The organism is uncultured Clostridium sp. (assembly GCF_900547735.1).
Taxonomy (GTDB): Bacteria; Bacillota; Clostridia; order Lachnospirales; family Lachnospiraceae; genus Otoolea.
The window spans coordinates 1-13,816 of record NZ_URHZ01000111.1; the positions used below are offsets into that span (position 1 = coordinate 1).

General features: G+C 52.0%; 7 protein-coding genes. All 7 read left to right on the forward strand.

Going from position 1 to position 13,816, the window contains the following annotated elements:
* Positions 1 to 293: 293 nt before the first annotated feature.
* Complete coding sequence (locus QZT18_RS22055; RefSeq protein ID WP_294151587.1) at positions 294 to 2,804, forward strand: heavy metal translocating P-type ATPase; 2,511 nt, start codon at positions 294 to 296, stop codon at positions 2,802 to 2,804.
* A 278-nt stretch (positions 2,805 to 3,082) separates the two neighbouring features.
* A complete protein-coding gene (gene miaB / locus QZT18_RS22060; RefSeq protein ID WP_366925952.1) occupies positions 3,083 to 4,555 on the forward strand; it encodes a tRNA (N6-isopentenyl adenosine(37)-C2)-methylthiotransferase MiaB in 1,473 nt (490 codons plus the stop codon).
* Positions 4,556 to 4,569: 14 nt separating this feature from the next.
* A complete protein-coding gene (locus QZT18_RS22065; RefSeq protein WP_294151592.1) occupies positions 4,570 to 5,877 on the forward strand; it encodes a L,D-transpeptidase in 1,308 nt (435 codons plus the stop codon).
* 18 nt (positions 5,878 to 5,895) lie between these two features.
* The gene (mutS, locus tag QZT18_RS22070) at positions 5,896 to 8,559 is read left to right on the forward strand and encodes a DNA mismatch repair protein MutS (protein ID WP_366925953.1); all 2,664 of its coding nucleotides are present in this window, start codon (positions 5,896 to 5,898) and stop codon (positions 8,557 to 8,559) included.
* Between the two features lie 37 nt (positions 8,560 to 8,596).
* The gene (gene mutL, locus QZT18_RS22075) at positions 8,597 to 10,819 is read left to right on the forward strand and encodes a DNA mismatch repair endonuclease MutL (protein WP_294151594.1); all 2,223 of its coding nucleotides are present in this window, start codon (positions 8,597 to 8,599) and stop codon (positions 10,817 to 10,819) included.
* Positions 10,820 to 10,956: 137 nt separating this feature from the next.
* Entirely contained in the window at positions 10,957 to 11,961 is a 1,005-nt protein-coding gene (gene miaA, locus QZT18_RS22080; protein ID WP_294151596.1) for a tRNA (adenosine(37)-N6)-dimethylallyltransferase MiaA, read from the forward strand.
* A 20-nt stretch (positions 11,962 to 11,981) separates the two neighbouring features.
* Positions 11,982 to 13,262, forward strand: a complete 1,281-nt coding sequence (locus QZT18_RS22085) for a methionine gamma-lyase family protein (RefSeq protein WP_294151599.1) — start codon at positions 11,982 to 11,984, stop codon at positions 13,260 to 13,262.
* The last annotated feature ends 554 nt before the right edge of the window (positions 13,263 to 13,816 follow it).

Genomic DNA, 13,816 nt, shown 5'->3' on the forward strand with positions numbered 1-13,816 from the left:
TTTTCTCCTGGATTCCCCCTCACCACACCCTATAAACCGGGACTGAAGACTCATAAACAACCTCTCACTCCCCCGTCCACCATCCTACAGAGGCGTCCTCGCATCTCAACTAAATCCCCACCCATTATTTTCATAGATTCCCAAAAAACCTCTTGCAATATACCCTGACAGGGTATATAATTCAAATATAAGCCAGATACCCTATACGGGTATGATGCCATATTTTAAAGAAATCATCCATTATTTCTGCTGCTCGTGCAGAGATCAGAGATCACAGAAAGGAGACCGTATAAATGGAACAATATGAAGTAACGGGGATGAGCTGTGCGGCCTGCAGCGCCCGGGTGGAAAAAGCAGTGTCAAAGGTACCGGGAGTGGAGTCCTGTTCGGTCAGTCTGCTGACTAATTCCATGGGAGTGGAGGGAAGCGCTTCGCAGCAGGAAATCATAGCGGCGGTCGAAGCGGCAGGATACGGGGCGGCGTCTAAATCAGCGTCGGTTCAGAATGCTCCGGCGGCAGCTTCCGGTGATGCGTTAAAGGACCGGGAGACTCCGGTTTTGAAACGGCGGCTTTATTACTCATTGGGATTTTTGATTGTGCTCATGTATTTTTCCATGGGACACATGATGTGGAACTGGCCGGTTCCGGCGTTTTTTGAAAACAACCATGTTGCAATGGGGCTTTTACAGCTTGTGCTGACGGCCGTCGTCATGGTGATTAACCAGAAATTCTTTATCAGTGGATTCAAAGGGCTGATACACAGGGCTCCCAACATGGATACCCTGGTGGCTTTAGGCTCGGGGGCATCCTTTGTGTACAGTCTCTATGCGCTGTTTGCCATGACCGGAGCGCAGGCGGCCGGTGATATGGACGGCGTGATGGCCTATATGCATGAATTCTATTTTGAATCCGCCGCCATGATCCTGACCCTGATTACGGTAGGCAAGATGCTGGAGGCCCGCTCCAAGGGAAAGACCACGGACGCCTTAAAGAGCCTGATGAAGCTGGCTCCGAAGACGGCAACCATCCTGGTGAACGGCGTGGAGACGGAGGTTTCCATCGAACAGGTTAAAAAAGACGATATCTTCGTGGTACGGCCCGGTGAGAATATCCCGGTGGACGGAATTGTCCTGGAGGGCAGCAGCGCGGTCAACGAGTCGGCGCTGACCGGCGAGAGTATCCCGGTCGATAAGAATGCCGGTGATCAGGTGTCGGCCGCTACGGTAAACCAGTCCGGCTTTATGAAATGCCGGGCATCCAGGGTTGGAGAGGACACCACGTTATCCCAGATTATCCAGATGGTCAGCGATGCGGCCGCCACAAAAGCGCCGATTGCAAAGGTCGCCGATAAGGTATCGGGCGTCTTTGTCCCGGCCGTGATTGCCATTTCGGCTGTCACGATTGCAGGCTGGCTGATTGCGGGGCAGACCGTCGGATTTGCGCTGGCGAGAGGAATTTCCGTGCTGGTAATAAGCTGTCCCTGCGCCCTCGGCCTCGCGACTCCTGTTGCAATCATGGTGGGCAACGGCATGGGAGCAAAGCACGGCATCATGTTTAAGACGGCCGTTTCTCTGGAGGAGGCCGGTAAAACGGAGATTGTGGCTCTTGATAAGACCGGTACGATCACCAGTGGGGAACCCAGGGTGACGGATTTGGTTCCGGCATCTGGGAATACGGAAACCGCTCTTCTCAAATCCGCTTTTGCGCTGGAAAAGAAGAGTGAGCATCCTCTTGCCAGGGCAGTCCTTTTAAGGGCGGAGGAAGAGGGAATGGAAGCCGGAGAAGTCACGGACTTTCAGGCGCTCCCGGGCAACGGCCTGTCCGCGGTCCTTAACGGCGCAGCTTTAGCAGGCGGAAATCTCTCCTTTATCAGCAGCCAGTGTGAAGTGACAAACGAGATGAAGACAGCGTCAGAGCGACTGGCGGAAGAGGGAAAAACACCTCTGTTCTTCAGTAAAGACGGTAAACTGATTGGAATTATCGCCGTAGCCGATACAGTCAAGGAAGACAGCCCGCAGGCCGTAAAGGAACTGCAGAACATGGGAATCCATGTGGTAATGCTGACCGGTGACAATGAGAGAACCGCCAGGGCGGTCGGCCGGCAGGCGGGGGTTGACGAGGTAATCGCAGGCGTGCTTCCCGACGGCAAAGAGAGTGTGATCCGTTCCCTGAAGAAGAAGGGGAAAGTGGCCATGGTCGGCGACGGAATCAACGATGCGCCTGCCCTGACAAGGGCAGACATCGGAATCGCCATCGGGGCGGGTACGGATATTGCCATCGACGCGGCCGACGTGGTTCTGATGAAGAGCCGCCTGAGCGATGTCCCGGCAGCCATCCGTTTAAGCCGGGCCACTCTTAAAAATATCCATGAGAACCTGTTCTGGGCATTCTTTTATAACGCGGTCGGCATACCGCTGGCCGCCGGGCTGTGGTACCCGCTGTTCGGCTGGAAACTGAACCCGATGTTTGGAGCGGCGGCCATGAGCTTATCCAGTTTCTGCGTAGTGACAAACGCCCTGAGGCTTAACTTTTTTAAACTTTACGATGCCGGAAGGGACAGAAAAATAAAGGCAAAAAGAAAGGAAGAAAAAATGATGGAAAAGACAATGACAATTGAAGGAATGATGTGCGGACACTGTGAGGCAAGGGTAAAGAAATGCCTGGAAGGACTTCCTGAGGTTACGGAAGCAGTGGTCAGCCATGAGGCAGGCACCGCGGTTGTGACACTGAGCGCCCCGGTGGAGGATGATGTGCTTAAAAAGACGGTGGAGGATCAGGATTACAAGGTGGTATCCGTCCGCTGACGGTAACGTTCCTGATGGAACCCTGCCGGGCGTGCAAAACGTCCGGCAGGGTTTTGGCTTTTCAAGCTTCCCATTGCCATTTCTGTCATTTTTCCCCTGTGGTGGCAGACGCTTCCTCATTTTCCTGTAAAAATACCCCTGAAGTGGGAAAATTGTAGTGAAAAAGTAAGATTGGGAGCAAATTCGTAAAAGAAATGCACTTGATCATTTGACTGCATTATAGTAATATTAACTAATGTATGAAAACGATGGAAGATACAAGGAGAACTACATATTTTATGACTTCAATAGATTACGAAAATATCGACCTTTCCTGTCTGCCTCCGGAGACGGAACCGGCCAGACAGCAGTATTTTATCGCCAGGTGCAGACAGTGGGTCACGAAGAAGAGTGAAGAGCTCGGAAGGCCGATGACCTGCTTTATCTCCACATTCGGCTGCCAGATGAATGCCCACGATTCGGAAAAACTGATGGGAATTCTTTTAGAAGCGGGATTTGCGGAAGGGACGGGCGAAGAATCCGATTTTGTTCTTTACAATACATGTACGGTCCGTGAGAATGCCAACCAGCGCGTTTACGGCCGTCTGGGTTACCTTCACAGCCTGAAGAAAAAGAATCCGCACATGATGATCAGCCTCTGCGGCTGCATGATGCAGGAACCCGAAGTTGTGGAGAAGCTTAAGAAGAGCTACCGTTTCGTCGATATTATTTTCGGCACGCACAATATTTACAAGCTTGCGGAGCTTCTTTCCGAAAGAATTGACGGGAAGAAGATGGTGATAGACATCTGGAAGGACACCGAACGGATTGTGGAGGACCTTCCGGCCGAGCGGAAATACCCGTTTAAATCGGGAGTCAATATCATGTTCGGCTGCAACAACTTCTGCAGCTACTGCATTGTCCCCTATGTCAGGGGGCGGGAGCGCAGCAGAAATCCGGAAGACATCATCCGCGAGATCGAGTCTCTGGTACAAACCGGAGTCGTAGAGATTATGCTTCTCGGTCAGAACGTCAACTCCTATGGAAAGAACCTGGAGCGTCCCATCACCTTTGCCGAACTGCTTAAGAGGGTGGAACAGATTGAGGGCCTTCAGAGAATCCGATTTATGACGTCCCATCCGAAGGATTTGTCGGACGAGCTGATTGAGGTGATGAAGGATTCGAAGAAAATCTGCCGTCATCTGCACCTCCCCCTTCAGTCGGGAAGCAGCCGTATCCTGAATCTGATGAACCGGAAGTACACAAAAGAGCAGTACCTCACACTGGCTGAGAAGATCAGGACAGCCATCCCGGATATCTCCCTGACCACGGACATCATCGTCGGTTTCCCGGGAGAGACGGAGGAAGACTTTGAGGAAACTCTGGATGTGGTGAGAACCGTGCGGTATGACAGCGCGTTCACCTTTATCTATTCCAAGCGCACCGGCACTCCGGCCGCGGCGATGGAAGAACAGGTCCCGGAGGAAGCGGTGAAGAACCGGTTTGACCGCCTTCTGAAGGAAGTCCAGGAGATTTCGGCCCAGGTATGCGGCCGGGAACTTCACACGGTTCAGGAGGTCCTGGTGGAGGAACCGGATGATCACGAAGAGGGTTATCTCACCGGGCGGCTTTCCAACAATACGATCGTCCACTTCCCCGGAAGCAGGGATCTGATTGGAAAGATTGTTAATGTATACCTTGAGCAGTCCAAAGGCTTTTATTATATGGGCAGCCTGCATCACGGCCCCCAGGACACTCTTAAGGATAAATAAGGAGGAAATTTTCTATGAAAAAGCACTATAAAGGTCTTGCAGTTGCCATGTCGGCATTTATGCTCGCCGGCGGAAGCTTTACGGCATATGCGGGACCTGCAAGTGAAACCGGCGCTCCATCGGCATCAGCGGGCAACACAGGCAATGCCGGTTTCGGACCGGGCGGCACCACAGCCGCAGGACATCAGCAACAGGCCGGCACAGAACAGCCGGCGGTGGAGGATACCTCCCTTCATGTGGCAGTAAACTATACCTTTGAATCAGCCGGCGATATTACAGCCTTCTCCATGGATCTTAAAAACTTCGATGGAATCGGCGGAGTGTCCTACCGCGCCTACACGAATACAGGCGGTTTCCTGTGGTGGTATCACGACGGGGGCCTGACAGGCGTTCCGGGAGACGGCAACTATGTCGAGGCATTCCAGATTCAGCTGACAGGCGATGCGGAGCGTATGTACGATGTTTATTACAGCGCCACCTCATCCGGCCAGGGCAAGATGGGCTGGGCCATGAACGGCCAGGTAGCCGGTACAAGCGATATCGGTGAAAAGCTTCTCGGCATTGAGGTAATGCTTGTGCCGAAGGGAGCCCAGGGACCTGTAAGCGACGCCATGCGTTATGTAACGCCTCTTTCAAGCCGTCTCGTTCTCGCCGAGAATGCGACCACTCTGGTGAATGAGGATGGAACAAACTACAACGGCTGGGTATCCAACGACCATGCCCGATACTATTTTGTAGACGGACGCGCCCTGACGGGATGGCAGTATGTAGACGGTTATAAGTTCTATTTTGACTCATACGGCCGTCTTGTACAGAATGTGGAACCGCTGATTGGAAAGCAGAGCAGCTATCTTCTGAAGGTCAACAAGACCCTCAACTGCCTGACCGTCTATGCAAAAGACGGAAGCAACGGATATATCATTCCGGTGAAGGCGATGCTGACATCCGTAGGTGACGATACACCGATCGGAACATTCTACACTCCTGAGAAATACCGCTGGAGACTGATGGTAAATGATACATACACACAGTATGCAACGAGAATCACACAGGGCTTCCTGTTACACTCCATTACCTATGAGACGCCGGATATCAACGATCTGATGACGGTTGGCTACAACGGCCTGGGTGTTACGAGATCTCTCGGCTGCGTGCGATTAACCGCAGAAAACTCTAAATGGATTTACGATAACTGTGCACTTGGTACAGCGGTTACAATCTACGAGGACCCGAATGTGGCATCACCGTTCGACGTTCCGGAACTGGTTCCGCTTTCATTTGAGCAGACATGGGATCCGACGGATCCGCTTGTCGTAAGATAAGAGAAGAGAGGTTAAAACGTGACACAGCTTTCACCAATGATGACCCAGTATCTGGAGACTAAAAAACAATATCCCGACTGTATTCTTTTTTACAGACTCGGAGATTTCTATGAGATGTTCTTTGAGGATGCCTTAACGGCATCCCGGGAACTGGAAATTACACTAACTGGAAAAGACTGTGGACTTGAGGAACGCGCACCTATGTGTGGCGTTCCTTATCACGCGCTTGAAGGTTATTTGAGCAAGCTCGTCCAAAAGGGCTATAAGGTGGCAATCGGGGAACAGGTAGAGGACCCGAAAACCGCAAAGGGGCTTGTAAAGAGGGAAGTAATCCGCGTCGTTACGCCGGGTACCATCACCAATTCCCAGGCTCTTGAGGAGTCGAAGAACAATTATCTGATGGGCATTGTATACACCGACGGCGTATTCGGAATTTCCGTAGCCGATGTCAGCACCGGCGATTATCTGGTGACCGAGGTTAAATCGGAGCGGAACCTGATCGATGAGATTTACAAATTTTCTCCTTCTGAAATTATATGCAATGAAGCATTTTACATGTCGGGAATCGATTTAGATGATTTGAAAAACAGACTGCGCGTCGTTATTTCGGATCTGGATAATCGGTTCTTTTCTGATGAATTCTGCAGAAAACTTCTGCGGGATCATTTTCATGTAGAGCACCTGGAAGGTCTTGGCCTGAACGACTACGAGACGGGCACCATCGCAGCGGGGGCCGTGCTCCAGTATCTCTATGAGACACAGAAGAACTCGCTGGAGCACCTGACGAGAATCACCCCTTATACGACGGGGCAGTTTATGATGCTCGACACTTCCACAAGACGCAATCTGGAGCTGATCGAGACCCTGCGTGAAAAGCAGAAGAGGGGAACCCTGCTCTGGGTACTAGATAAGACGAAAACGGCTATGGGAGCCAGAATGCTCCGTTCCTTTGTGGAGCAGCCGCTGATCAATAAAGATGAAATCCTGAAACGCCAGAACGCGATTGAAGAGCTGAATATGAACTATATTTCCAGGGAGGAAATCTGCGAATATCTGAATCCGATCTATGATCTGGAACGGCTCTTAGGACGTATCAGTTATAAAACGGCTAACCCGCGCGACCTGATTTCCTTTCGAAATTCCCTTGAAATGCTGCCGCATATCAAACACATCCTGAAGGAATTCAGCGCAGAGATGCTGAAGGAGATAGAAGAGCAGCTCGACCCGCTGGAGGATTTAAAAAAGCTGATTGACGACGCAATCGTCGATGATCCGCCCATATCGGTGCGGGACGGCGGCATCATAAAGGACGGCTTCCAGGAGGATGCGGACCGTCTGCGCCATGCAAAGACGGAGGGAAAAACGTGGCTGGCCGAACTGGAACAGACGGAGAAGGAAAAGACGGGCATTAAAAACCTGAAGATCAAATACAATAAAGTTTTCGGCTATTATTTTGAAGTCACCAACTCCTTTAAGGAACAGGTCCCCGATTATTTTATCAGGAAACAGACTCTTACCAATGCGGAACGGTATACAACGGACCGTTTAAAAGAACTGGAAGACGTGATTATGGGGGCGGAGGACAAGCTATACTCCCTCGAATATGAACTGTTCTGCCAGGTTAGAGACGGCGTTGCCGGGGAAGTAAAGAGAATCCAGCAGACGGCCCATGCCGTCGCCCTTACCGATGTCCTGGCCTCCCTCTCCGTAGTGGCGGTGAGAAACAATTATGTGAAGCCGGCAGTCAATGAGAAGGGAATTATCCACATTAAAAACGGACGCCACCCGGTGGTGGAGCAGATGATGTCGGGCGGCATGTTCGTGGCCAACGACACATATCTGGACAATGGGAAAAACCGTGTTTCCATCATCACGGGACCCAACATGGCGGGTAAATCCACCTATATGAGACAGACGGCCCTGATCACGCTGATGGCGCAGATCGGCAGTTTTGTTCCTGCCGACGAGGCCGATATCGGTCTCTGCGACAGAATTTTCACAAGAGTCGGAGCATCCGATGATCTGGCGTCGGGCCAGAGTACCTTCATGGTGGAGATGACCGAGGTCGCCAACATTTTACGGAATGCGACCAGGAACAGCCTTCTCATCCTGGATGAGATCGGACGCGGAACGAGCACCTTTGACGGCCTTTCCATTGCCTGGGCCGTCGTGGAATATATCAGCAACACCAAGATTCTGGGCGCCAAAACCCTGTTTGCCACCCATTACCATGAGCTGACGGAGCTGGAAGGCACGATGAGCGGAGTCAACAACTACTGCATTGCCGTCAAGGAGCAGGGAGATGATATCGTTTTCCTCAGAAAGATTGTAAAAGGCGGGGCGGACAAGAGCTACGGCATCCAGGTCGCCAAGCTGGCGGGTGTACCGGATCCGGTCATCGAGCGGGCCAAAGAACTGGTGGAAGAGCTGAGCGACGCCGACATCACAGCCCGTGCCAAGGAAATAGCCGAGAACGGCTGTGGAATTGCGGTCAGGAAGAAGCTGACCAAGCCGGACGAGGTGGATCTGCTTCAGATGTCTATCTTTGATACGGTAAGCGAGGATGACATCATCAGGGAGCTGATGGAGCTTGAAATTAACAAAATCTCTCCCATCGACGCTCTGACCACCCTCGACAAGATGCAGTCACGCCTGAGAAACAGATGGAGCAGCAAGCAGTAATAATCATCATTAAGGATTAGTATAAGGAGGCGAAACGATGGCAAACATTCAAGTATTGGATCAGAATACGATTAACCAGATAGCGGCCGGAGAGGTGATCGAACGTCCTGCCTCCGTTGTAAAAGAACTTCTTGAGAATGCCGTCGATGCCAAAGCGACGGCGGTCACCGTTGAGATACGCGACGGCGGCCTTTCTATGATCCGGGTTACGGACAACGGCTGCGGAATTCCAAAAGAGCAGATTCCGCTTGCGTTCCTGCGCCACGCGACGAGTAAAATCAGGACGGTTGAGGATTTATTTACCGTGGCCTCCTTAGGGTTCCGGGGTGAGGCTCTTTCAAGCATTGCCTCCGTAGCCCAGGTGGAACTCATTACAAAGACGACGGGGAGCATGTCCGGATCCAGGTATCAGATAGAGGGCGGAGAGGAAATTTCCCTGGAAGAGGTGGGCGCGCCGGAGGGAACCACCTTCATAGCGAGAAACCTATTCTACAACACGCCCGCCAGGAGAAAATTCCTGAAAACCCCGATGACGGAGGGCGCCCATGTGGCCGATCTGGTGGAGAAAATCGCCCTGTCCCATCCCGAGATTTCCATCAGACTTATCCAGAACGGGCAGAGTAAGCTCCATACCTCCGGCAACCACAACCTGAAGGACATTGTTTACACGATATTCGGCCGCGAGATTGCGGCAAATCTGCTTCCGGTGGAGTCGGGGGCGGATCCGGTGAAGGTGGAAGGTTATATCGGGAAACCCCTGATTGCCAGGGGAAACCGCAATTATGAAAACTATTTTATCAATGGCAGATATATCAAAAGCAGCCTTATTAACAAGGCGATAGAGGATGCCTACAAGCCCTTTATGATGCAGCACAAATACCCTTTTACCATGCTCCAGTTTACGATTGAGCCGGAATTTCTGGATGTCAACGTCCATCCGGCCAAGATGGAGCTGCGTTTCAGGGATGGGGAGATGGTCTATAAGATGGTGTACCATACCATCTCAATGGCTCTGTCGCAAAAGGAACTGATTCCGCAGGTGGAACTGCCCGGTGTAAATCCGCCTGGCGGGAAGAATGATGAACACCAGGAAGCGGAGGAAGACCGTGGTATGGGCGGGTCACATCAGAACGGCCGGGCACAGAACAGCCGGACGCAGGACGGAATGCCTTACGGCGCCTCATCATCCAGGGGACTCAAACCCGTTATTTTCAGGGAGAACCGGCCCGAACCTTTTGAAAAACGCAGACTGCAGGCGGAATCCCTGATTCAATCGGCGGCAGCCTCGGATCTCACAAGCGCCCTCGAAGCCGCAGCAGCAAGTGAACAGGCCGCGCCGGAAGCGGGCGGCAGGCCCTCCGGTTTCTCCGGCTCCTCCGGTCTGACCGGAAGGGATATCAGGGATCTGCTCTCCGTAAGGACACCCGTGATTGCAGATGAAGCCGCCCCCTATTCGGGACGGACGGACGCCCCGGTTTCATTCTCTTCCGCAAAGCCGGATACAGAGAATGAACCGGAATGCGGTATCGGACCAGAGCAGACTATTGAGCCGGAACCGAATACCGGATCGGATTCACTCTCCGATTTGCGCCCTGAAACAGAGACGGCGGCAGACACCCTGTCACAGGCCGCGCCGAAGCAGCTTGATTTATTTGAAGAAAAGCTGCTTACAAAGCAGGCCCGCTCCGAGCACATCCTGATCGGCCAGCTCTTCGACACTTATTGGCTTGTGCAGTTTCATGACAACCTCTACATTATCGATCAGCACGCGGCCCACGAGAAGGTTCTCTATGAAAAGACAATCGCCTCACTGAAAAAGCGCGAGTACACTTCACAGTTAATTAATCCTCCGATTATCCTGACCCTGTCCGGAAATGAGGAGCTGATGCTTAAGAAATACATGGACCATTTTACATCGGTCGGATTTGAGATTGAGCATTTCGGCGGTAAAGAGTATGCAGTAAGGGCGGTTCCCGCCAATCTTTTTTCCATTGCAAAAAGAGAGCTGCTGATGGAGATGATAGACGGCCTGACCGACGGAGTCGACCAGGGCACGCCCGATATTATCAATGAAAAGATTGCCTCCATGTCATGCAAGGCGGCGGTCAAGGGCAACCACGCAATGTCGGCCATGGAAGCCGACAAACTGATTGACGAACTGCTGGAGCTGGAAAATCCATATGCCTGCCCTCACGGCAGACCAACCATCATTACCATGAGCAAGTATGAACTGGAAAAGAAATTCAAGCGCATCGTTTAGAAACCGCCATCAGGTTGACATAATTATATTATGTCAACCTGATGGAGCGTTACTGTGAAACTCTTCCGGAACAAACAGAGTTTGAAGAGTTCCGTTTCCTATCAACAAAACTACCGCATATACAGGAAAATTATCATATGAAGAAACCGTTAATTATTATTACAGGCCCTACGGCCGTAGGAAAGACCGCCCTGTCCGTCCGTCTCGCCGAGCGGGTAGGAGGAGAGATTATCAGCGCAGATTCCATGCAGGTCTACCGCCATATGGATATCGGCTCTGCGAAAGTCACGAAAGAGGAGATGCGTGGAGTTCCCCATCACCTGATCGATATCCTGGAGCCTTCCGAAGAATTCAATGTGGTGACCTTCCAGAAACGAGCGAAGGAAGCGCTGGAGGAAATCGATTCACGTGGTTCCGTGCCGATTATTGCCGGAGGAACGGGATTTTACATCCAGGCCCTTCTGTACGACATCGATTTCACGGAAACCGAGGAGGACGGCACTTTCAGGGAAGAGATGGAGGCCCTTGCCCGCGAAAAGGGCCCGGCCGTTCTCCATGCGATGCTTAAACAGGCCGATCCGGAATCGGCGGCCACTATTCACGAAAACAATATAAAAAGAGTGATCCGCGCCCTGGAATTCCACCGGCAGACTGGTGAAAAAATATCTGCCCACAATGAAGAAGAACGCGGGAAAGAATCCCCCTACCAGTTTTTCTACTATGTTGTCAATACCGACAGGAACTTGCTCTATGAGCGCATCGACCGCCGGGTGGACCAGATGATGGAAAACGGACTTGTGGAGGAAGTGAAATCCCTGAAGGCCATGGGTTTGACAAAACAGATGGTTTCGATGCAGGGTCTTGGTTATAAGGAAATCCTCGATTATCTGGATGGCAACTGCAGCCTGGAAGATGCGGTTTACATCCTGAAACGCGATACGCGCCATTTTGCCAAACGCCAGCTCACCTGGTTTAAACGGGAACGCGGCGTACGGTGGCTGAACCTGCCCGACTTTGACAACGACAGGGAGAGAGTGCTTGAGCATATCATATCCGAGTACCGTCTGGAAACGGGACGGGATAATACACAGAATGCATGTTATGAAAATAATGCAGCAAACAGTACAGAAGACATGCAGTGAAAGGAAAAAGGAACAGGACAATGCAATTAGAAGAGATGTATGAAGGTCTTGGAATCAGCCGGAAAGTGCTTGATTTCGGAAACGAGGTCGAGGCCTCACTGAAAGAGCGCTTCGAGGAGATAGACCGAAACGCGGAATATAACCAGTTAAAAGTAATCGCCGCAATGCAGAAGAACAGGGTCAGCGATATCCATTTTGCCGGTACGACGGGATATGGCTACAATGATTTGGGAAGAGAGACGCTAGAACAGGTTTACGCCGATATTTTCCACACGGAAGACGCCCTGGTGCGCCCCCAGATCACCTGCGGGACCCATGCCCTCTATACGGCTCTTGCGGGCAACCTGCGCCCGGGCGATGAACTTTTATCGCCGGTTGGAAAGCCCTACGATACGCTTGAGGAAGTAATCGGTATCCGGCCGTCGAACGGTTCCCTGAAGGAATACGGAATTACTTACCGCCAGGTAGATCTCCTTCCCGATGGAAGTTTTGATTTCGACGCAATCAGAGCCGCCATTGGTGAAAAGACGAAACTTGTAACGATTCAGCGGTCGAAAGGCTATGCCACCAGGCCGACGCTCTCGGTCAAGAGAATCGGAGAACTGATTGCCTTTGTCAAAGGAATCAAACCGGATCTTATCTGCATGGTGGATAACTGTTACGGAGAATTCGTAGAGCGCATCGAGCCCAGTGATGTGGGCGCAGACATGGTAGTAGGTTCCCTGATTAAAAATCCGGGCGGCGGCCTTGCCCCCATCGGCGGCTATATTGCCGGTACCAGGGAGTGCATCGAAAAAGCGGCCTACCGTCTCGGCTCACCGGGCCTTGGAAGAGAAGTAGGCGCCAGCCTGGGCGTCAACCAGTCTCTTTTCCAGGGACTTTTCCTGGCTCCGACCGTAGTGGCCGGCGCATTAAAGGGAGCAGTCTTTGCCGCCAATGTCTATGAAAAGCTGGGCTTTCCCGTTGTTCCAAACGGAACGGAATCCCGCCACGACATCATCCAGGCCGTAACCTTCGGAAAACCTGAGGGAGTCATCGCATTCTGCCAGGGAATCCAGGCCGCCGCACCCGTAGACAGCTACGTGACGCCGGAGCCGTGGGACATGCCCGGCTACGATTCCCCCGTCATCATGGCAGCCGGAGCATTCATCCAGGGTTCCTCCATCGAGCTGTCTGCCGACGGGCCGATTAAGCCGCCGTATTCCGTGTTTTTCCAGGGCGGACTGACCTGGTATCATGCGAAACTTGGGATCCTTATGTCTCTTCAAAAACTGACCGAGGCAGGGATTGTTGAAAAATAAGAACGCGGATGGGGTGGCCGGGATTGGGGTGGTGAGAGGGAGGGGATGAGTCTTCCGTCCCGGAATTTAGGTTGTCGCAGGTGGGGAATCCGGGCAGAAAAAGTTCCTGCGGAATCTTTTTCTCCCTCCTTCCCCACCGGGAAGATTTTGACCGGGACGGAAGACGCCGCAGTGTACCTCCACCCCCAAACGGCCTGCCGCCGCTGATTGTTCTTATTCTTTTCAGGGGAGAGGTATTGGAGCGGCCACTACTTGTCTATAATTAAGGAATAAGGACCTTCGTTCCTATCGTTCAGAAGAGCGCCTTAATAACAAATCTTTTTAGAAGAGTAAAAATAAAATATTTCGGCTGATTAGAGGCGATTAGTGGTGACGACAGGGGGGCTTTTCCTTTAAAAAAAGGCGGCATCATAGTGGAAAGCGAGGTGGATGGACGGGCATAGTCTACGCGGGTTTCAGTCCGTTCGACGCAGTAGTGGGGGGAATACGGGAGAAAGAAATTCCGCAGGGAACCTGAAGTTCATCGGCACTTACCGAGGTTTTTTCGAGGTTAG

Excerpts from the sequence above, each read along its gene's own strand:
- mutL (WP_294151594.1), top strand. The coding sequence starts at position 8,597 with ATGGCAAACATTCAAGTATTGGATCAGAATACGATTAACCAGATAGCG.
- miaA (WP_294151596.1), top strand. The coding sequence starts at position 10,957 with ATGAAGAAACCGTTAATTATTATTACAGGCCCTACGGCCGTAGGAAAG.
- QZT18_RS22065 (WP_294151592.1), top strand. The coding sequence starts at position 4,570 with ATGAAAAAGCACTATAAAGGTCTTGCAGTTGCCATGTCGGCATTTATG.
- QZT18_RS22085 (WP_294151599.1), top strand. The coding sequence starts at position 11,982 with ATGCAATTAGAAGAGATGTATGAAGGTCTTGGAATCAGCCGGAAAGTG.
- miaB (WP_366925952.1), top strand. The coding sequence starts at position 3,083 with ATGACTTCAATAGATTACGAAAATATCGACCTTTCCTGTCTGCCTCCG.
- QZT18_RS22055 (WP_294151587.1), top strand. The coding sequence starts at position 294 with ATGGAACAATATGAAGTAACGGGGATGAGCTGTGCGGCCTGCAGCGCC.